Here is a 19,617-nt window from a genome sequence, read left to right on the forward strand (position 1 = left end):
TGGATGTGCCGCCAGAGCATCGCCGCCGCGCCGGCGACGAGCAGGCCGGCGACGATCCGGGCGGCGCCGAGCTCGGGCTGGCCAAGCGCCGCGACGAAGCCGAAGGTCACCGCGATCAGCAGCGCCAGCCGCCAGCCGAGCCCGATCAGGAAGCGGTGCCCGAGGCCTTTCATAACCCTCTCCCCAGTGGGGAGAGGGTAGGGTGAGGGGGTTCGGCCTCGGCGATTACTCTCGAACTCAGAACCCCCTCACCCCAACCCTCTCCCCCCCGGGGAGAGGGGGCTACGGGAGCGTATCCCCAACCTAGGGTCCTACAACCCATGCTTCTCCATCCGGCGGTAGAGCGAGGCGCGGGTGAGGCCCAGTTCGGCGGCGGCGAGCGAGATGTTGTAGCTGTGCTTCTTCAGCGCCTGCTCGACCATCTGCTTCTCGGCCCGCTCGAGATTGAGATCGTCGCGCGCGGTCTCGACCGGCGCGGCCGGCGCCGGCGCCCGGGCCGGAACCACGCGGCCCAAAGAGAAATCGGCCGGGGTGAAGGCGTCGCCGTCGGCGAGGATCACCGCGCGCTCGGCGGCGTGACGCAGTGCCCGGACGTTGCCGGGCCAGTCATAGCCGGCGAGCTGGGCGGCGAGATCGGGTGGCAGAATCCGCTCCGGCTTGCCATATTTGCGCGCGTAAAGGCCGAGATAATGCTCGGTGAGAACAAGAATGTCCTCGCGCCGCTCGCGCAAGGGCGGCAGCTCGATCTCGACCGTGTTGAGCCGGAACAAAAGGTCCTGGCGGAAGCGGCTCTCGTCGCCGAGCTGCTCGGGCGGGCAGTTGGTCGCGGCGATCACGCGGACGTCGATGTTGACGGGCTTGTTGCCGCCGACCGGAACGACCTGCCGCTGCTCCAGAGCGGTCAGCAATTTGGGCTGGAGATGGAGCGGCAAATTGCCGATCTCGTCGAGGAAGAGGGTGCCGCCATGTGCCGCCTGGAGCCGGCCGATCCGGTCCTCGCGCGCATCGGTGAAGGCGCCCTTCACATGGCCGAACAGCTCGCTTTCGAACAGGCTCTCGGTAACCGCGCCGAGATCGACCGAGACGAGCGCCTGATCGGTTCGGCGCGAGCGGGCGTGGAGAGCGCGGGCGACCAGCTCCTTGCCAGTGCCGTTCTCGCCCAGGATCAGCACATTGGCCTCGGTCGGCGCGGCGCGCTCGATCAGCGATTCCACCCGCGCCATCGCCGGCGAGCGGCCGAGCAGCGGCGTCTCGCCGCCCGCCGGCGCGGCGATCGCCGCCGCCCGCTTGCGCTCGGTCGTCGCCTCGGCGCGCGAGGTGCGCAAGGCCGCGGCGGTGCGGACGGTGGCGAGCAGCCGCTCGTTGGACCAGGGCTTGGAGACGAAATCGGTCGCGCCGCGCTTCATCGCGTCGACCGCGACGTTGATCCCGGCATGGGCGGTGATCATCACCACCACCGCATGCGGATCGCGGCGCAGGATTTCGGCGAGCCAGTGGAAGCCCTCGGCGGCGTTGGTCGCGCCGCGGCCGAAATTGGCGTCGAGCAGGATGACGTCGGGCAACTCCTCGTCCATCGCCTTCAGCGCCCCGGTCGGGTCCTCGAAGGCGTCGACATGCGTGAACAGGTCGCGCAGCAGCAGCCGCGCGGACAAGAGGATGTCCGGATCGTCGTCGATGATGATGCAGCGTCCGAAGCGCCTGGTCGTGCCCACCTTTGCCTCCCGTTGCCGGCCGATAGGGGACAATCAATTTCCGTGCCAGCGCTGTTCGGATTCGTCCGGCCAGCGGTGAATCCTGTTCGGAAGCGGACAAGGCGAGCGGCGCCTCCGCCTGGCCCATCGAGGCAAGAATTGGCGGAAATCCGCCATTCCCGCCAGCTGGCACGGCTTCTGCTGAGACATGGCCCGCAGGGGTAATGCATTTCAAGGGAGGTTCTCATGACCCGGTTCGAAAATATCGCTTTCTCGCTCGGCATCATGCTTGCGGGTGTGCTCTCGCTGGCGGCGGTGCCGCTTGCCTGAGCTGGCGACGATGTGCGGCGGCGGACAGTTGCTGTCCGATTTCGGACAGGCCCGCCCCGCATGTCGGCCGAGGATGAAAGGATGAGCGTCGTCAGGATGAGCAAGCCGGACAATGGCCCCGCGAGCGGCGGCGCGATGGATCGCGTCGTCGAGAAGACGGGCCTTTCGACGCGAGTGAAGATCGGCATCGGCGCGGCTTTGGTGCTGATCGCCGCTTTGCTGTTCTGGTATTTCGCGCCGAGCGCGAACAGCCAGACGGTCGAGGCCGCGCGGCTCACCATCTCGCCGGTCACCCAGGGCCGGTTCGACGATTTTCTCCCCTTACGCGCGCGCGTCGAGCCCGCCGTCACCGTCTTTCTGGACGCGGTCGAGGGCGGCCGGGTGGAGCAGATCCTGGTCGAGGACGGCGCGATGGTCAGCCAGGGCCAGCTGCTCGCCGTCCTGTCCAATTCCGACCTCCAGTTGAACGTGCTGGCCCGCCAGACCGAGGTCACCCAGCAGATCAACTCCATGCGCAGCCAGGAGCTGGCGCTGAACCAGACGCGGCTCAGCAACGAGCGCGCCCTGATCGAGGCCGAGCTCGCGATGCAGACCGCGCGCCGCCAATATGATGTTCAGCGGCCGCTCGCCGAGCGCGGCTTCGTCGCCGGGCGTACCTTCGCCGACAGCCGCGACCTCTATGAGTCGAACCGCCGGCGCCGCGACCTGCTGGCCCGGCAGCGGGCGACCGACGAACGGCTGCAATCGACCCAGCTCGCCCAGCTGCGCGCCTCGACCGCGGCGCTGAACCAGAGCCTCGAAATCGCCCGCGCCAGCTTGGATGCGCTCAACCTGCGCGCGCCCGTCGCCGGCCAGCTCACCTCTTTCTCGATCCAGGTCGGCCAGTCGTTCCAGCGTGGCGAGCGGCTCGGCCAGCTCGACAGCGCCGGGCGCAACAAATTGCGCGCCCAGGTCGACGAATTCTATCTCGGCCGGGTCACGGTCGGCCAGATCGCCAATGCCGAGATCGGCGGCCGCCAGGTCCGGACGCGGGTCACCCGGATCTTCCCGCAGGTCCGCAACGGCGTGTTCGAGATCGAGCTCCAGTTCCTGGGGCAGGAGCCGCCGGCGCTGCAGCGCGGCCAGACGGTCCAGATCCGCCTGACCCTCGGCGACCCGAGCATGGCCCGGCTGATCCCGAGCGGCGCCTTCTACAACGACACCGGCGGATCCTGGGTGTTCGTGGTGGCGCCGGACGGCGGCAGCGCGGTCCGCCGCAACGTCCGCCTGGGCCGCCGCAACGCCGATTTCATCGAGGTGCTCGACGGGCTCGATCCCGGCGAGCGGGTCATCACCTCACCCTATACCGGCTTCGCCGAGCGCGACCGGCTTTCGATCAGTGGACAATGAACGTCAGGATTCCAGTGGGCAAGGAAGGAGCCATTCGATGCTGAGCATGCGTAATCTCTCGCGGGTCTACCGCACGGACACGGTCGAGACGACGGCGCTCGACGGCATCTTCCTCGATGTCGCCGACGGCGAGTTCGTCGCCGTGATGGGCCCGTCGGGCTGCGGCAAATCGACCCTGCTCAACGTGATCGGCATGCTCGATAGCCCGACCGAGGGCTCCTACGTGTTCAACGGCACCGAGGTCGCCGGCCTGTCGGAATCGAAGCTCGCCGATTTCCGCAAGCGGAACATCGGCTTCATCTTCCAGTCGTTCAATCTCGTCGACGAGCTTAGCGTCCGCGAGAATGTCGAGCTTGCCCTGCTCTACCACAATGTCCCCACCGGTGAGCGGCGCACCCGGGTCGACCAGGTGATGGACAAGGTGGGCATCGCCCACCGCGCCAAGCACCGTCCCTCGCAGCTGTCCGGCGGGCAGCAGCAAAGGGTCGCCGTCGCCCGGGCCCTTGTCGCCAGCCCGAACCTGATCCTCGCCGACGAGCCGACCGGCAATCTCGACACCGCTCATGGCGAGGAGGTGATGAAGATGCTGCAGGCGCTGAACGCCGAAGGCTCGACGATCGTCATGGTGACCCACTCGCCGAGCCATGCCGATTATGCCGGCCGGGTCGTCAACATGCTCGACGGCCGGATCCTGGTCGAACACCGCCGGGCCGCCTGATGCGCCGGCTCCTGCTCCTCGCCTTTCTGCCCGCCGTCGTGGCAACCCCCTCGGCGGCGGGCGCCCAGGCACGTCAGCAATCGACCGTGCTGATGTCCGAGGATGAAGGCGAGCGCACCTTCCAGGAGCGGACCGGCTATGCCGACGCGGTCATCGCCGGCGACACGATCTATATGTCCGGAATCGTCGTCGGTCAGCGCGACGGCGAGGCTCTGGAGGCCGCCTATGAGCGCGCCTATCGACGGATCGGCGCGATCCTCAATCGCGCCGGCGCGAGCTGGGACGATGTCGTCGACATCACCAGCTACCACACCGACATCACCACCCAGTTCGAGGCGATGACGGCGGTCCACCGCCGCCACGTCCGCCCGCCTTTCCCCGCCTGGACCGCGATCGACGTCGATCGGCTGATCCCGGACCGGGGGATCACCGAGATCAAGATCGTCGCCCGGCGCCCGGCGCCCGGCGCGGCGCGCAATTAGGAGGCCGACAGCGATGTGGCGCAATTATTTCAACGTCGGGGTCCGGGCCCTGGTCAAGAACAAGACCTACGCCTTCATCAACATCTTCGGCCTCGCGATCGGCCTCGCCGCCTGCCTGATGCTGCTGCTCTACGTCCGCTACGAGACCACTTATGACGAGTGGCTCCCCAATGCGGAGAACGTCTACCAGTTCCAGAGCCACTACCTCTCGAAGCAGACCGGCGAGGATCGCCATTTCCAGATGACGGCGGTCGTCGCGGGCGAGCGGCTGGAGCGCGACTTCCCGCAGATCGAGCGCAGCGTCTACGCGCTCGGTTCCGCGCCGGTCATCATGCGCGGCGGGCAGGCGATGCCGACCGACGACGTGCTGCTGGTCGACGACCTGTTCTTCGACGTGCTCCAGTTCCCGCTCGTGCAGGGCGATCCGCGCACCGCGCTGGCGCGGCCCGGCACGGCCGTTGTGACCCAGAGCGAAGCGCGCCGCATCTTCGGCCGCGAGGACGTGATCGGCCAGACCCTGACCATGGTCTCGCGCGGCATTTCGACCGACTACCGCATCGGCGGCGTCGCCCGCGATTTGCCCCGCAACAGCCATGTCCGCTTCACCATCGTGGCACGCATCGATTTTCCATCCTTCGCGCGCGAGACACCGCAAATGCTGACCTCTTGGGGTTGGCAGTCGGGCTGGTATTATTTCGCGCTGCGGCCGGGCGCCAATCCGGACGACATCCGCGGGCAACTTCAGGCCTGGGAGCGGCGCAACATTCCCGACCGGTTCGTCGGCCAGCAGCGCACCAATCAGGGCGACGAGCAGGACTGGCGGATCGAGAATGTCCGGGACGTGCATCTCGGCGAGGCCCAGGGCGCGGCGATGACGCCGGGCAACGACCGGCGGACGATCGTCACCTTCACGATCATCGCCTTCCTGATCCTTGCGATGGCCTGCGTGAACTTCACCAATCTCGCCACCGCACGCGCCAGCCAGCGCGCCCGCGAAGTGGCGCTGAGGAAGGTGCTGGGCGCGAACCGCAAGCAGCTCGTGATCCAGTTCATGGCGGAATCGGTGCTGATCGCCGGCATCGCGATGCTGCTCGCTTTGGCCATGGTGGAATTGCTGCTGCCGCTGCTCTCAGCCTTCCTCGAAGCTGATCTTGCGATGAGCTATTTCGGCTGGAACGGCATGCTGCTGCCGATCCTCGGCCTCACTTTGCTCGTCGGCGCCGCGGGCGGCGTCTATCCGGCGCTCTATCTCTCCCGCTTCCAGCCCGCGCAGGTGCTGAAGGCGAACAAGTCGTCGGCGGAAGCGGAAGGATCGGGGCGGCTGCGTAACGCGCTGGTGATCGCCCAGTTCGCGGTCTCGATCGGGCTCATCATCTGCACCGCGGTCGTCTACGCACAGACCGTCTATGCCCGCACCGTCGATCCCGGCTATCGCCGCGACGGCCTGATCCAGGTCGAGAATCTCGGCCGCCGCCAGCTGCTCGAGCGCAGCGACACGATCGCGGCCGAGATGCGTCGCGTGCCGGGCGTCGTCTCGGTCGGCCGCTCGGGGATCGGCGTCGCGACCAACAACAGCACGAACACCAACGTCCTGGTGCCGGGCGCCTCGGAGCCGGTGGATATCGGCAATTACAGCGTCGATCCGCAATTCTTCGAAGCGATGGGGATCGACCTCGTCGCCGGCCGGCTGTTCGACGAGAACCGGCCAGGGGACCGGACCGAATTGCCTTTCCCCTCAACACCGGCCGACGAGCGGGCGCTGGCCGCGCGCGGCGGGACCATGGTGATCAACGAGCTGGCGGCGCGGCGGATGGGCTTCCAAAATCCGGCGCAAGCTGTCGGCAGGGTGGTCCAGGTCGGGTTCGTCCAGCCCGAAAACGGCATCGTGCCGACGCGGATCATCGGCGTCGTCCGCGATTCCCGCTTCCGCTCGATCCGCCAGCCGATCGACCCGATCATGTTCACCTGGGACCCGAGCAGCACCGGCGTCCTCCTGATCCGGCACGACGGCACCGACCCGCAGGGCGTCCGCTCACGCGTCGAGCAGGCCTGGCGGCGGCTGGCGCCAGACGTGCCGTTCGACGGCGAGTTCAGCGAGGAGCGGGTCGCCGAGCTTTACAATGCCGAGGAGGCTCGGGCGAAAGTGTTCGCCGGCTTCGCGGGCCTCGCCGTGATCGTCGCCTGCCTGGGTCTGTTCGGGCTCGCCGCGTTCACCGCCGAGCGGCGGACGAAGGAGATCGGGGTGCGGAAAGTGCTCGGCGCGCGCACCCGTGATATCGTCCGGCTGCTCGCCTGGCAGTTCTCCAAGCCGGTGATCATCGCCAACCTGATTGCCTGGCCGATCGCCTGGTGGGCGATGCGCGAATGGCTGAACACGTTCGACGCGCGCATCGACCTCGGGCCGCTGCCGTTCGTGCTGGCCGGCCTGCTCGCCCTGGCGATCGCGATCGGCACCATCGCCGGCCATGCCTTCCGGGTGGCGCGGGCCAATCCGATCGTGGCGCTGAGATACGAATAGAAGACGAAAAGGAGGGGGTCATGCGCGTTAAGGCAATGCTCGCTTCACTGGTCGCGGCGGCGCTCGCCGCGCCCGCAGCAGGTCAACCGATATCCTCGGTGTCGCTTGGTGAGTTCCGGTCCGTCGAGCTGCGCGGCGGCGGCCGGGTCACCGTCCGGCATGCGCCCGCCCGCGGGTTCATGCTGCGCGAGGGCAATCTGGCCTTGAGCCGCGTCGAGCTGGTCGGCGACCGGCTGGTGATCGAGCGGTGCCGCGACCATTGCCCGCACGGCTATCGGCTCGAGGTCGAGGTCACGGCGCCCGAAATCGACGCGCTGGCGGTGACGGACGGCGGGCTTCTCCAGGCCAGCGGCGACTTCCCGGCGCGGGCCGCGCTCGCGATCGCGGTCGTCAGCGGCGGGATGATCGACGCCCGATCGCTCCCGGCGGCGCAGGTGGCCGCGGCGGTCCAGCAAGGCGGCGGAATACTCGTCCGGCCCGGCCGGGAATTGGCGGCGAGCGTCTCGAACGGCGGCATCGTCACCTATTTCGGGGACGCGCGGGTTACCTCCTCCGTTAGCCATGGCGGCGCCGTCGTTCGCGGCGAGGCGGCGGACGCGGACCGGCCGCTGGCGGATCTGCATCGGCCGCTGCCGGCGCTGCCGGTGCCGCCCGTCCCGGCGCTGCTGCCGCACGGCAAACCGGCCCATTCAAGCGGGGAGTAAGGCGCGATGTGGAGGAACTATCTGACCGTCGGGCTGGGGGCGCTGCTCAAGAACCGGGCCTATGCCTTCATCAACATCTTCGGCCTGACGATCGGCCTCGCCGCCTGCCTGACCGTTCTCCTCTATATCCGTTACGAGACCAGCTACGATCACTGGCTGCCCGACGCCGACCGCACCTTCCAGTTTCAGCAATGGGTCACCGGCAGCGACGACCCGGACGTCGAGCTCGGCGGCACCCAGATGACCTCCTACGTCTCGGGCCAGCGGCTGCGCCAGTTCCCGCAAGTCGAGCAGGTCATCTACGTCAACCAGATGAGCCCGGTGATCCTGCAGAACGGGCAGGGCACGCTCAGCGAGAATTTCCGCTTCGTCGACGGGCCCTTGTTCGACGTGCTGCGCATCCCCTTCCTGCGCGGCGACGCCCGGACCGCCCTGCGCGCCCCCGGCGAGCTGGTCTTGACCGAGACCGAGGCGCGGCGCCGGTTCGGGTCGATCGAGGTGATCGGGCGGACCCTGGCGCTGGTCGCCGGCGGCCGCACCACCGATTACCGGATTGTCGGCGTCGTGCAGGATCCGCCGCGCGACAGCCATCTCGCGCTGTCGGTGGTCGCGCGGGTCGATTTCGAAGCCTTGTTCGGAGGGCCGGTCCCGTTCCTCACCCAATGGATGCCGAAGAACGGTTGGGTCTATGCGCGGCTGCGCGAGGGCGCGGACGTCAACGAGATCGCGCGGCAGATGCCGGCCTGGGAGCGGCGCAACATCCCCGACCAGGTCGTTGGCGGCGAGCGCATGAACCCCGGCACCAATGTCGACTGGCGGCTGATCAACGTGCGCGACATTCACCTCGGCGAATCCGACAACGGGATGCGACCGGTCAACGACCGTGGCACGATCGTCGCGCTCGCCATCGTCGGCGCGCTGATCCTCGCTCTGGCGGTGGTCAATTTCGTCAACCTCGCCACTGCCCGCGCCGGCCAGCGGGCGCGCGAGGTCGCGCTGAGGAAGGTGCTCGGCGCGTCGCGGCGGCAGCTTGTCGTCCAGTTCCTCGGCGAATCCCTGCTGCTGACCGCGTTCGCCATGGTGGTCGCGCTGGCCCTGGTCGAGATGCTGCTGCCGAGCCTCAACGCCTTCCTCGATGCGGGGATGAGCATCCGCTATTTCGGCGCCGACGGGTTGGCTTTGCCGGCGCTCGGGCTGGCCCTGATCGTCGGTGGCGCCGGCGGCCTCTACCCCGCCTTCTTCATCTCCCGGTTCCGGCCCGCGACGGTGCTCAAGGCCAACCAGTCGTCGACCGATTCGCAGGGGTCCGGGCGGCTGCGCAACGCGCTCGTCGTCGGCCAGTTCGCGGTGTCGATCGGGCTGATGATCTGCACCACGGTGATCTACGCCCAGACCGCCTTCGCGCGGACCATCGATCCCGGCTATCGGCGCGACGGCATCCTGCAGGTCGGCAACATCTATCGCGCCGCCCTGCGCCCGGTGCTGGACACGCTGCTGCGCGAGATCGGCCAAGTCGAAGGCGTGTCGTCGGTCGGCCGTTCGACGATCGGCGTCGCCACCTGGGGCATGGAGAATATGACGGTGACCGCGCCCGGCGCGACGGAAGGCGTCGAGTTCGAGCTTTATCGGGTCGATCCCGGCTTCTTCCCGACCATGGGCATTTCCACCCGTGCCGGCCGCACCTTCGCCGAGGGCCAGGCGATGGACGACAGCACCGTCGGCGGGGACGGAGGAGACGAGGCGGTCGCGGCGATGGCGCGGCGGGGATACAATGTCGTCCTCAACGAGCTGGCCGCGCGGCAGCTCGGCTATCGCCAGCCGGCCGACGCGATCGGCCGGACGATCAGCGCCGATGACGGCGACGTCGAGACGGTGGGGCGGACGCCTGCGACCATCGTCGGCGTCGTCGGCAACAGCCGCTTCCGCTCGATCCGCGATCCGGTCGCGCCGATGATCTTCCTCTACGACCGCCAGCAGCCCAGCTGGCTGCTGGTCCGCTATTCCGGCAACCCGGCCGAGGTGCGCGAGCGGATCGAGCGCGTGTGGCGGCGGATCGCGCCGGACGTGCCGTTCGAAGCGCAGTTCAGCGAGGATATCGTCCAGGAATTGTACGACGCCGACGAAATGCGGGGGATCGTCTTCGCGGTCTTCGCGGCGCTGGCGATCGTCGTCGCCTGCCTCGGGCTGTTCGGGCTGGCGGCATTCACCGCCGAGCGGCGGACCAAGGAGATCGGCATCCGCAAGGTATTTGGCGCCACCGTGCGGGACATCGTGAAGCTGCTCGTCTGGCAATTCTCGAAGCCGGTCGTGCTCGCGAACATCATCGCCTGGCCGGTCGCCTGGTGGGTGATGCGGGAGTGGCTGAACGGCTTCGATCTCCGCGTCCCGCTCGGTCCCGAGCCGTTCGTGCTCGCGGGCCTGCTGGCCCTGATCATCGCCGTGGGCACGATCGCCGCCCATGCGATCCGGGTGGCGCGGACCAATCCGATCGTGGCGCTCAGATACGAATAAAGGGCCGAACGGCCCGCAGGACGTTGAGGGAAGGGGAACGACCATGTGGCGCAATTATGTGACCGTCGGCTTCCGGGCGCTGATGAAGAGCAAGACCTATGCCTTCATCAACATCCTCGGCCTCGCGATCGGCATGGCCGCCTGCCTGATGATCCTCCTCTACGTCCGCTACGAGTTCAGCTACGATCGCTGGATCCCCGGCGTCGAGCGCGTCTACCAGATCCAGAGCTGGTACAAATCGAGCGAGACCGGCCAGGAAGCACAGCTGCAGATGACGCCCTATCGGGCCGGCAAGTCGCTGCGCGACGATTTTCCGCAGATCGAGCGGGAGGTCTATGTCAGCGACAACGACCCGGTCTTCTCGCGGGGCGGCCAGGCGAGCTCGACCGAGGATTACCTCTGGGTCGACGGCAATTTCCTCGACGTCGTGCCGCTGCCGATGGCGCGCGGCGACGCGAGCGCGCTTTCGCAGGTCAATTCGGCCGTGCTCACCGAATCCGAGGCGCGGCGCCGGTTCGGCACCGACGATGTCGTCGGCCAGACGCTGACCCTGATCACCCGCGGCCAGTCCCGCGACTTCAGGATCACGGGCATCCTCAGGGACCTGCCGCGCAATTCGCATTTCCAGATCAACAGCCTGATCCGGATCGATTTCGTCGCTTACAATGCCGACAATCCGCAGGGGCTGGAATGCTGGGGCTGCCAGAACGGCTGGGTCTATGTGCGGCTGCGCGAGGGCGCCGACGTGCAGCAGATCCGCGACGGCCTCCAGGCCTGGGAGCGGCGGCGAATTCCGGACGAGAATGCCGGCGAGGCGCGCTTCAACGCCGGCGACGACCAGGACTGGCACGTCGTCAACCTCGAGGACGTTCATTTGGGCCGCGCCCAGGCCGGCGCGATGGCGCCGGGCAACGACCGCAGGACGATCGTCACCTTCGCGATCATCGCCCTCCTCATGCTCGGCATGGCGGTGGTCAATTTCACCAACCTCGCCACCGCCCGCGCCAGCCAGCGCGCCCGTGAGGTGGCATTGAGGAAGGCGCTCGGCGCCACCCGGCGCCAGCTGATCACCCAGTTCGTCGGTGAATCGATCATCGTCGCGGTGGTCGCGATGCTGATCGCGCTTGCTTTGGTCGAGCTCGCCATGCCGGCGCTCGCCAGCTTCCTCGAGGCCGACATGCGGGTGACCTATTTCGGCGCCGAGGGCATCTTGCTGCCGGTGCTCGCTTTGGTGCTGACCGTCGGCATATTGGGCGGCCTCTACCCGGCCTTCTTCCTCTCCCGCTTCGAGCCGGCGACGGTGCTGAAGGCGAACAAATCGTCGTCCGAGACGCCGGGCACCGGGCGCATCCGCAACGTCCTGGTGGTCGCGCAGTTCGCGGTGTCGATCGGCCTCATCATCTGCACCGCGGTGATCTACGCCCAGACCGTCTATGCCCGCACTCTCGATCCGGGCTTCAACCGCAGCAACATCATGCAGATCGACGAGCTGCAGCGCTACGCGCTGCTCGAGCGCGGCGAGATGATCGCGGAGCGGATGCGGCGCATCCCCGGCGTCACCGCGGCCGGGCGGACGACGATCGGGGTCGATACCGACAACAACAATACCGGCGTCATGGTCCCGGGCCGGGCCGACCCGGTCACTATCGGCATTTACACGGTGGACGAGGGCTTTTTCGACGCGATGGGCCTGAGGCTGGTCGCCGGCCGCTGGTTCGATCCCAACCGGCCGCTCGACGACATGACCCTGCCTTATCCGCCGCAGGAGGCGCCGCAGCGGGCGCTGGCCGCGCGCGGCGCCAATGTCGTGATCAACGAGCTGGCGGCGCGGCGAATGGGCTTCCAGAACCCGTCGCAGATCGTCGGCCGGATGTTCCGGGCGGGCCTGGTCCAGAACGAATATGGCCTGGTGCCGGTCACAATCGTCGGCGTGGTGGCCGATACCCGCTTCCGCAATGTGCGGCTGCCGGTCGACCCGATCCTCTACCAGAACGCCAATACCGGCCATTCCCATGTCGTGCTGCGCTTCGACGGCAATCCGGCCGAGATCCGCGCCAATGCCGAGCGCGTCTGGCGCGGGATCACGGCGGACGTGCCGTTCGTCGCCGAGTTCGTCGACGACGTGATGGTCGAGCTCTACGAGGCGGACGACGCGCGGGCGCAGACCTTCGCCGGCTTCGCGCTGCTCGCCGTCGTCGTCGCCTGCCTCGGTCTGTTCGGCCTGGCGGCGTTCACCGCCGAGCGGCGGACCAAGGAGATCGGCATCAGGAAGGTGCTCGGCGCGCGGACGCGCGACATCGTCCGGCTGCTCGCCTGGCAATTTTCGAAGCCGATCATCGTCGCCAATCTGATCGCCTGGCCCGTCGCCTGGTGGGTGATGCGCGACTGGCTGAACGGCTTCGACGCGCGGGTCGACCTCGGGCCGGTGCCGTTCGTGCTGGCCGGCGTGCTGGCGCTGGTCATCGCGATCGGCACGATCGCCGGCCACGCCTTCAAGGTCACGCGAGCGAACCCGATTCTGGCGCTCAGATATGAATGAGGAGGAAGCGATGCCGCTCGTCGAAATGACGGCCGCCTTGGCGGAAAGCGTCGCGCGCGCGTCACCGGCGTGCGGCATGGAAGAGCCGCGGCCATGACCACGACCCTGATCCTTGCCGGCACGATCCTGATCGTCACCGCGATGCTGTGCGTCGCGGCGAGCCGGGCGTGGCGCGGCTGGCTGGAGCTGAAGCGGCTCGAGCTGGCGGCGGGGCGCGAGCCGCCGGCCGACAGCGATGTCGGCACCCGGATCGAGCTCGCCGACGTTCGCGAGCGGCTGAAGAAGCTCGAAGCGATCGCCAGTGGGGTCGAGCTTTAGTCCTTTCCGGCGTGCCGATGGCCGCTATGCTTGAGCGATGGCGGGGGCTTCACTGCGCGTGCTGCTGCTCGGCGCGACCGGGCTGATCGGATCGGCGGTCGCGGCAAGACTGCAGGCCGATGGGCATGAGGTGGTCGGGGTTGCGCGCCGGCAAGGTCCGGCGACGCGAAGGGTTCCCGTGGCGCGCTGGATCGCGCTCGACATGCGCCACGCGACCTGCCCCGAGGATTGGACGCCGCATCTCGCCGGAATCGACGCGGTGGTGAATTGCGCCGGGGTTCTGCAGGACGGGGCGGGCGATTTCGTCTCCCTTGTCCATCGCGACGCTCCGGCAGCGCTCTGGCGCGCCTGCGAGGCGGCGGGGGTGAAGCGGGTCATCCAGATGTCGGCGCTGGGCGCGGACACCGGCGGATCGACGGCGTTCCTGCGCACCAAGCAGGACGGCGATCGGCTGCTCGAGGCGAGCCAGCTCGATTGGGTGATCCTGCGCCCGTCCGTGGTGGTGGGACGGCCGGCTTATGGCGGCAGCGCGTTGTTCCGCGCGCTCGCAGCCTTGCCGTGGCTGCCGCGCTTCCCCGACGCCGGCCGGCTCGACGTGGTTCAGCTGGACGATGTCGCCGAGACGGTGGTGCACGTGCTGGAGCCCGGCGCGCCGAGCCGCGTCAAATGGGAGCTTGCGGGGCCGGACCGGCTGGCGGTCTCGCAGGTGATCGGCAGCTACCGTCGCTGGCTCGGCTGGCCGCCGGCGCGGGAAATCGGACTGCCGAACTGGCTGCTGGCGATCGGCTGGAAGGCGGGCGATCTGCTGTCCTGGCTGGGCTGGCGCCCGCCGCTGCGGACCACGGCGCGGCGCGAGCTGGCGCGCGGCTCGACCGGCGACAATCGCGCCTGGATCGAGACGACCGGCATCCAGCCGCGCTCGCTCGCCGCCGCGCTCGCCGCCGAGCCCTCCGACGTGCAGGAGCGCTGGTTCGCGCGGCTCTATCTGCTGAAGCCGGTCTTGCTCGCGGTTTTCGTCGCCTTCTGGCTGCTGACCGGGATCGTCTCGCTGACCGCCGGTTGGGACCGCGCCGTCGCGATGATGGCGGCGACCGGGGTGGGGCGTTTCGCCGCGCCCGCCGTGGCCGGTGGCGCGCTCGCCGATCTCGCCATCGCCGCCCTGGTCGCGTGGCGGCCGACGGCAAGGCTCGGCCTGCTCTCCGCCCTCGCTTTGTCGCTCGGCTACATCATCGCCGGCTCGGCGCTCGCCCCTTCGCTCTGGGCCGATCCGCTGGGGCCGCTGATGAAGATCCTGCCTATCCTGGCCCTGAACCTCGCCTGCCTCGCTATCCTGGACGACCGGTGACCGCCTATTTCGCCCTCAAATTCCTGCACGTCGTCGGCGCGGCCGTGCTGCTCGGCACCGGCGCGGGAATCGCCTTTTTCATGCTGATGGCGCACCGCACCGGCGAAGCGGCGGTGATCGCGGCGACGGCACGGATCGTGGTGATCGCGGATTATCTGTTCACGGCGACGGCGGTCGTCGCGCAGCCGATCACCGGCATCCTGTTGGCGCGCGAGGTCGGATATCCGCTGAGCGAGGGCTGGATCGTGCTGTCGATCATCCTCTATCTGGTCACCGGGGCGTTCTGGCTGCCGGTGGTGTGGATGCAAGCGAAGATGCGCGATCTTGCCGCCGAGGCGGCCGCTGCCGGAGCGCCGCTGCCGGCGATCTATCACAGGCTGTTCCGGCTCTGGTTCGCCTTCGGCTTTCCCGCATTCGCGGCGGTGATGGCAATCTTCTGGCTGATGATCAGCCGACCGCCGCTCATGCCGTGAGGGCGCTCGCCGCCCGCGCCCTGATCGGCGGCGTTGCCGGCGCGATGGCGACTTTGGCGCTCGCTTCAGTGCTCAAGCGCTTTGGACGCGGCCAAGCGGGGTCGATCGGCCTCAGTGTCGGCGACATCGCGCGCGGCGCGGCCGCAGGGGCGGCGCTCGCCATGCTGGATCATCGCCCCGGACGAGTGGCCGGAATCCTCGCCGGCGGCGGTTTATGGCTGGTGGGCGAGCTGGCCGGACCAGAGATCGCAATCCGGCCGGCGCGCGGCGGCGAGGCGAGCGGCGCGGTGCTGCTTGCCGCGAACATCGCCTGGGGCTGGGCGGCCGCCGAGGCGATCCGCGAACTGGGCGCCGACTAGTCGACCTTGGACTGGGCCGGCGGCGGATCGCTGGCCGGGAAGCTCTCGTCGGAGGCCTGGTCCTCGCGGTCCCATTGTTCGGGCGGATCGCGCATCGCTTCCGGGCCGGCGGAGCGGGAGGCGCCGGACTTGCCGACCGGGCCGGGCGCGGCCTTGTTGCGGCGCAGCGCCGGGGCGGGCCGCTCCTTCTCCTCGCCGTTGCGCCGCCAGGCGAACAGAGCCGCACCAATCCCGGCCACCGCCGCGCCGGCGGCGGCGAGGATCGAGTGGGTGCGGGTCCATTTCATCAGCGGCGCCTCGCTCGAAGTCGTGGTTTGGGTTTCGGCGGCCGGTTTGGACCGCGAACGGGTCTTGGCAGGCATGGTGGTTCGCCTCTGTTCTGGTTGCGCCTATGGAACATTCGGAGCAGTGGACCGGTTCCCGCCTTTTTGGCCGCCGGAAGTGCAGGATTGAACGAGACCGAGACCCTTTCGCCGGTGCTGCCCGGCCGCCTTGAGGAGGCGACGCGCCGGCTGCTCGCCGAGGCCTGCGAGCGCGGTCTCGTGCTCGCGGTGGCGGAGAGCTGCACAGGCGGGTTGCTCGCCAGCCTGCTGACCGATGTCGAGGGCCTGTCGCATGCCTTCGACCGCGGTTTCGTCACCTATAGCGATGCGGCGAAGATCGAGATGTTGGGGGTGCCGGCGGCGTTGATCGAGCGGCAGGGCGCGGTCTCGCGCGAGGTGGCGGTGGCGATGGCCGAGGGTGCGCTGGGCCGCTCACGCGCCAACATCGCCTGCGCGATCACCGGCTTCGCCGACACGGGCGAGGAGCCGGGGTTGGTCCACTTGGCATGCGCGCGGGACGGGCGCATCACCGCGCACCGCGAGGAGCATTTCGGGCGGATCGGGCGCGGCGCGACCCGGATCGCGGCGATGGAGACGGCGGTCGAGATGATGACGGAGATGCTGTGATGGCGAAGGCGAAGCAGCCGCCGTTCGGCGCGATCCACCGCCACGGCTTCGTCCGGGTCGCGACGGCGAGCCCGGTCGCCTCGACCGGCGATGTGGCGTTCAACGTCGATCAGACGCTAAAGCTGGCGCGCGAGGGCGACGCGCGGGGCATCGATCTGGCGGTGTTTCCCGAGCTCAGCCTCTCCTCCTACGCCGTCGACGATCTGTTCCTGCAGGAGGCGTTCCTCGACGCGGTCGAGCAGGGCTTGGCGCGGCTGGCGAAGGAGAGCGCGGGGCTCAGGACGGTGCTGATCGTCGGCGCGCCGCTGCGGCGCAACGGCCGGCTCTACAATTGCGGCGTGGTGCTGGCGCGCGGGGCGATCCTCGGTGTCGTGCCGAAAATCTTCCTGCCCAATTACCGGGAATATTATGAGAAGCGCTGGTTCGCGAGCGGTGCTGGGCTGGAGGGGCTGAAGGCGACGGCCGCCGGGCAGAATGTGGCGTTCGGCACCGACCTGATCTTCGCCGCCGACGATCTTGCCGACTTCATCTTCCACGTCGAGATTTGCGAGGATTTCTGGGCGCCGCAGCCGCCGTCGACGACCGGCGCGCTCGCCGGGGCGCTGATCCTCACCAACCTTTCCGCCTCCAACATCACGATCGGTAAGGCGGATGAGCGCAAATTGCTCTGCGCCAGCCAGTCGAATCGCTGCCTCGCCGCTTATGTCTTTTCCGCTTCCGGGCCGGGCGAGAGCACCACCGATCTCGCCTGGGATGGGCAGGGCTCGATCTTCGAGGCGGGCGAATTGCTCGCCGAGACCGGCCGGTTCGAATGGGAGGCGGAGCTGGCCGTCGCCGACGTCGACGTGCAGCGCCTCAGGCAGGAGCGGATGCGCAACGGCACGTTCAACGACAATGCCCGGCTCGCCGGCCATCCGGAGTCGCGCTTCCGGCGGATCGATTTCACCCACCAGCCCGACATGGCCGATATCGGCTTCGAGCGGGCCGTGCGGCGCTTCCCTTATGTGCCGAGCCGGGCGGCGGAGCTCGACCAGGATTGCTACGAGGCGTTCAACATCCAGGTCCAGGGCCTCGCGCGGCGCTTCAAGGCGACGAGCGGCACGCATCTCATCATCGGCGTCTCGGGCGGCCTCGATTCCACCCATGCGCTGATCGTCGCCGCCAAGGCCTGCGACGATCTCGGCCTGCCGCGCACGACCATTCTTGGCTTCACCATGCCCGGTTTCGCGACCGGCGAGGCGACGAAGGCCAACGCCTGGGCGCTGATGAAGGCGCTGGGGATCGTCGGCGAGGAGATCGACATCAAGCCTGCGGCGCGGCAGATGCTCGCCGACATGGGCCATCCGTTCGCCAAGGGCGAGGCGGTCTATGACGTGACGTTCGAGAACGTGCAGGCGGGCTTGAGGACCGACTATCTCTTCCGCCTCGCCAACCAGCGCGGCGGCTTCGTCGTCGGCACCGGCGACCTCAGCGAGATCGCTCTGGGCTGGTCGACCTATGGCGTCGGCGACCAGATGAGCCATTACGGCGTCAATGCCGGCGTGCCGAAGACGCTGATCCAGTATCTGATCCGTTGGGCGATCAAGACCAACCAGTTCGACGCCGAGACGAACCTGGTGCTGCAGGCGATCCTCGACACCAGGATCAGCCCGGAGCTGGTGCCGGCGGACGAGAAGAGCGGCCTGCAATCGACCGAGGACCGGATCGGCCCTTACGAATTGCACGATTTCTTCCTCTTCCACATCCTGCGCCATGGCCAGCCGCCGTCGAAGGTCGCCTTCCTCGCCTGGCGGGCGTGGCGGGACGCGAGCAGCGGCGTCTGGCCGTTCGACTATCCGGAGCATCTCAAGCGCGAATATGATCTCGCGACGATCCGCAAATGGCTGGAAGTCTTTCTGTTCCGTTTCTTCCAGCTCTCGCAGTTCAAGCGCTCGGCGATCCCCAATTCGCCCAAGGTCTCGATGGGCGGCGCGCTCAGCCCCCGCGGCGACTGGCGGGCGCCGAGCGACGGCAACGCCGACGCCTGGCTGGACGAGCTGAAGGCGGCGTTCGAGGACTGACTATTCGACGACGATCTCGCCGGTCATCCCGAAGGCGGTGTGGAGCGTGTGGGTGCAGCGCAGGCGGTACGTGCCGCGCGCCGGCGTGAGGCGGATGTCGGCGCTCTGGCCGCCGGCCACCTCGACCCGGCCTCGCTCCACCGGGCCGGAGACGCCCCGCGCGGCGGCGAAGAATTCGGGCGCCGCGAAATTGTGGCCGCCGTCGCCGCTGTTGACGAGGTGGAGGACGACCGGGCGGCCGGCGGTCAGGCGGATCGTCGAAGGGGTGAAATCGAAGCTGGAAAGCCGGACCTCGACCCGCCGCGGCACGTCCTGGGCAAGGGCGACGGTCGGGAGGAGACAGGCGAGAAGGAGCAAGGCGCGCATGATGCGACTCCGAAGCGACCCCCCCGTCGCCGCGCCTTAGCAGAAAGTGGTGCGTCGCGCGCCTAGCGGCCGACGACGAGCTCGCCGGCGTGGATGATCGCGCGCCAGGCGGTGACCGCGGCATTGGCGACGAATTTCGCGCCGGCCGCCGCGACGAACCAAATCGCGACCGCAGTGAGATAGGGCGGCATCAGCACCATCGCGACGAGCACGAACGCAAGGCCGGCGATGAGCTTCAGCGCCAGCGGGCGCGCCGGCCGGTCGCCTCGACGACGGGAATCTCGATCCGCTTCATGAACATCGCCGTGCCTCCTTTTCAGGTGCTCAAAGGATGCCGCGTGGATGGCTAATTAAAGGTCAACGCCGGCGCGCTTGCGTGTCTTGTGCGGATAGGGCACCGCTCTCTCGGCACCGACTCAACCGCTTAGTCTTCAGGGGATTCTCATGGTCCGCAGCCTCGCCGCGCTTTCGCTCCTGCTCCTGTCCACGACCGCGCTCGCGCAAGGCCAGCAGCGGCCGGGGCGCGGCGGCGACGCCAATGCCTGGGATGTGAACGCGCCCCCCGGCCAGCGGCTGCGCCAGGTGCCGATCAACACCAATGAAGGCACCTGGATGAATATCGACGTCAGCGCGGACGGGCGGACGATCGCCTTCGACATGCTGGGCGACATCTATACGATGCCGATCGCCGGCGGCACGCCGACCCGGATCACCTCGGGCCTCGCCTACGACCAGCCGCCGCGCTTCTCGCCCGACGGCGGCCGTATCGCCTTCACCTCGGACCGGGGCGGCGGCGACAATATCTGGGTGATGGGGACGGACGGATCGGGCGCGCGGGCGATCACCAGCGAGACCTTCACATTG

Annotated in this window: 18 protein-coding genes; 14 read left to right on the top strand and 4 right to left on the bottom strand. The window is 68.5% G+C overall.

Annotation, left to right across the window (positions count from 1 at the left end; translation table 11 throughout):
• Positions 1-311: 311 nt before the first annotated feature.
• On the bottom strand, positions 312-1,712 hold the full coding sequence (locus tag ACT4N3_RS01895) for a sigma-54-dependent transcriptional regulator (protein WP_444853512.1): 1,401 nt from the start codon (positions 1,710-1,712) through the stop codon (positions 312-314).
• 390 nt (positions 1,713-2,102) lie between these two features.
• On the opposite strand from ACT4N3_RS01895, the gene ACT4N3_RS01900 reads away from it, so the two are divergent.
• The 11 genes from ACT4N3_RS01900 (at position 2,103) to ACT4N3_RS01950 (ending at position 15,377) form a co-directional block, all read left to right on the top strand.
• Positions 2,103-3,410 carry an efflux RND transporter periplasmic adaptor subunit gene (locus ACT4N3_RS01900; RefSeq protein WP_444853513.1) on the top strand — a complete coding sequence of 436 codons (1,308 nt, stop codon included), beginning with the start codon at positions 2,103-2,105 and terminating at the stop codon, positions 3,408-3,410.
• A 37-nt stretch (positions 3,411-3,447) separates the two neighbouring features.
• The gene (locus ACT4N3_RS01905; protein ID WP_444853514.1) at positions 3,448-4,128 is read left to right on the top strand and encodes an ABC transporter ATP-binding protein; all 681 of its coding nucleotides are present in this window, start codon (positions 3,448-3,450) and stop codon (positions 4,126-4,128) included.
• The gene (locus ACT4N3_RS01910) at positions 4,128-4,610 is read left to right on the top strand and encodes a Rid family hydrolase (protein WP_444853515.1); all 483 of its coding nucleotides are present in this window, start codon (positions 4,128-4,130) and stop codon (positions 4,608-4,610) included. Before ACT4N3_RS01905 ends, ACT4N3_RS01910 begins: the two co-directional genes overlap by 1 nt.
• 13 nt (positions 4,611-4,623) lie before the next feature.
• Complete coding sequence (locus ACT4N3_RS01915; RefSeq protein WP_444853516.1) at positions 4,624-7,128, top strand: ABC transporter permease; 2,505 nt, start codon at positions 4,624-4,626, stop codon at positions 7,126-7,128.
• Between the two features lie 20 nt (positions 7,129-7,148).
• A complete protein-coding gene (locus ACT4N3_RS01920; RefSeq protein WP_444853517.1) occupies positions 7,149-7,832 on the top strand; it encodes a hypothetical protein in 684 nt (227 codons plus the stop codon).
• 6 nt (positions 7,833-7,838) lie between these two features.
• Positions 7,839-10,343 (top strand): FtsX-like permease family protein, encoded by a 2,505-nt coding sequence (locus tag ACT4N3_RS01925; RefSeq protein ID WP_444853518.1) that lies wholly within the window; start codon positions 7,839-7,841, stop codon positions 10,341-10,343.
• A gap of 43 nt (positions 10,344-10,386) precedes the next feature.
• On the top strand, positions 10,387-12,882 hold the full coding sequence (locus ACT4N3_RS01930) for an ABC transporter permease (protein WP_444853519.1): 2,496 nt from the start codon (positions 10,387-10,389) through the stop codon (positions 12,880-12,882).
• A 93-nt stretch (positions 12,883-12,975) separates the two neighbouring features.
• A complete protein-coding gene (locus ACT4N3_RS01935) occupies positions 12,976-13,200 on the top strand; it encodes a hypothetical protein (RefSeq protein ID WP_444853520.1) in 225 nt (74 codons plus the stop codon).
• A 37-nt stretch (positions 13,201-13,237) separates the two neighbouring features.
• Positions 13,238-14,545, top strand: a complete 1,308-nt coding sequence (locus ACT4N3_RS01940) for an SDR family oxidoreductase (protein WP_444853521.1) — start codon at positions 13,238-13,240, stop codon at positions 14,543-14,545.
• Positions 14,542-15,018, top strand: coding sequence for a DUF2269 family protein (locus ACT4N3_RS01945; protein ID WP_444853522.1), 477 nt, complete (start codon positions 14,542-14,544; stop codon positions 15,016-15,018). Before ACT4N3_RS01940 ends, ACT4N3_RS01945 begins: the two co-directional genes overlap by 4 nt.
• Positions 15,015-15,377, top strand: coding sequence for a hypothetical protein (locus ACT4N3_RS01950; protein WP_444853523.1), 363 nt, complete (start codon positions 15,015-15,017; stop codon positions 15,375-15,377). The genes ACT4N3_RS01945 and ACT4N3_RS01950 overlap by 4 nt, the downstream gene beginning before the upstream one ends.
• Here ACT4N3_RS01950 and ACT4N3_RS01955 read toward each other — a convergent pair.
• Complete coding sequence (locus ACT4N3_RS01955) at positions 15,374-15,664, bottom strand: hypothetical protein (RefSeq protein WP_444853524.1); 291 nt, start codon at positions 15,662-15,664, stop codon at positions 15,374-15,376. The genes ACT4N3_RS01950 and ACT4N3_RS01955 overlap by 4 nt on opposite strands.
• 162 nt (positions 15,665-15,826) lie before the next feature.
• Between ACT4N3_RS01955 and ACT4N3_RS01960 the strand changes: the two genes are divergently transcribed.
• Both ACT4N3_RS01960 and ACT4N3_RS01965 read left to right on the top strand, forming a co-directional pair.
• A complete protein-coding gene (locus ACT4N3_RS01960) occupies positions 15,827-16,327 on the top strand; it encodes a CinA family protein (RefSeq protein WP_444853525.1) in 501 nt (166 codons plus the stop codon).
• Positions 16,327-18,387, top strand: coding sequence for an NAD(+) synthase (locus ACT4N3_RS01965; RefSeq protein ID WP_444853526.1), 2,061 nt, complete (start codon positions 16,327-16,329; stop codon positions 18,385-18,387). Before ACT4N3_RS01960 ends, ACT4N3_RS01965 begins: the two co-directional genes overlap by 1 nt.
• Here ACT4N3_RS01965 and ACT4N3_RS01970 read toward each other — a convergent pair whose 3' ends face one another.
• Both ACT4N3_RS01970 and ACT4N3_RS01975 read right to left on the bottom strand, forming a co-directional pair.
• Positions 18,388-18,753, bottom strand: a complete 366-nt coding sequence (locus tag ACT4N3_RS01970) for a cupredoxin domain-containing protein (protein ID WP_444853527.1) — start codon at positions 18,751-18,753, stop codon at positions 18,388-18,390.
• 62 nt (positions 18,754-18,815) lie between these two features.
• The gene (locus tag ACT4N3_RS01975) at positions 18,816-18,965 is read right to left on the bottom strand and encodes a hypothetical protein (protein WP_444853528.1); all 150 of its coding nucleotides are present in this window, start codon (positions 18,963-18,965) and stop codon (positions 18,816-18,818) included.
• 232 nt (positions 18,966-19,197) lie between these two features.
• On the opposite strand from ACT4N3_RS01975, the gene ACT4N3_RS01980 reads away from it, so the two are divergent.
• A partial coding sequence (locus tag ACT4N3_RS01980) for a TolB family protein (protein ID WP_444853529.1) occupies positions 19,198-19,617 on the top strand: 420 nt, incomplete at its 3' end.

Source organism: Sphingosinicella sp., assembly GCF_052388015.1.
GTDB lineage: Bacteria > Pseudomonadota > Alphaproteobacteria > Sphingomonadales > Sphingomonadaceae > Allosphingosinicella.

Excerpts from the sequence above, each read along its gene's own strand:
- ACT4N3_RS01900 (WP_444853513.1), top strand. The coding sequence starts at position 2,103 with ATGAGCGTCGTCAGGATGAGCAAGCCGGACAATGGCCCCGCGAGCGGC.
- ACT4N3_RS01905 (WP_444853514.1), top strand. The coding sequence starts at position 3,448 with ATGCTGAGCATGCGTAATCTCTCGCGGGTCTACCGCACGGACACGGTC.
- ACT4N3_RS01910 (WP_444853515.1), top strand. The coding sequence starts at position 4,128 with ATGCGCCGGCTCCTGCTCCTCGCCTTTCTGCCCGCCGTCGTGGCAACC.
- ACT4N3_RS01915 (WP_444853516.1), top strand. The coding sequence starts at position 4,624 with ATGTGGCGCAATTATTTCAACGTCGGGGTCCGGGCCCTGGTCAAGAAC.
- ACT4N3_RS01920 (WP_444853517.1), top strand. The coding sequence starts at position 7,149 with ATGCGCGTTAAGGCAATGCTCGCTTCACTGGTCGCGGCGGCGCTCGCC.
- ACT4N3_RS01925 (WP_444853518.1), top strand. The coding sequence starts at position 7,839 with ATGTGGAGGAACTATCTGACCGTCGGGCTGGGGGCGCTGCTCAAGAAC.
- ACT4N3_RS01930 (WP_444853519.1), top strand. The coding sequence starts at position 10,387 with ATGTGGCGCAATTATGTGACCGTCGGCTTCCGGGCGCTGATGAAGAGC.
- ACT4N3_RS01935 (WP_444853520.1), top strand. The coding sequence starts at position 12,976 with ATGACCACGACCCTGATCCTTGCCGGCACGATCCTGATCGTCACCGCG.
- ACT4N3_RS01940 (WP_444853521.1), top strand. The coding sequence starts at position 13,238 with ATGGCGGGGGCTTCACTGCGCGTGCTGCTGCTCGGCGCGACCGGGCTG.
- ACT4N3_RS01955 (WP_444853524.1), bottom strand. The coding sequence starts at position 15,664 with ATGAAATGGACCCGCACCCACTCGATCCTCGCCGCCGCCGGCGCGGCG.
- ACT4N3_RS01965 (WP_444853526.1), top strand. The coding sequence starts at position 16,327 with ATGGCGAAGGCGAAGCAGCCGCCGTTCGGCGCGATCCACCGCCACGGC.
- ACT4N3_RS01970 (WP_444853527.1), bottom strand. The coding sequence starts at position 18,753 with ATGCGCGCCTTGCTCCTTCTCGCCTGTCTCCTCCCGACCGTCGCCCTT.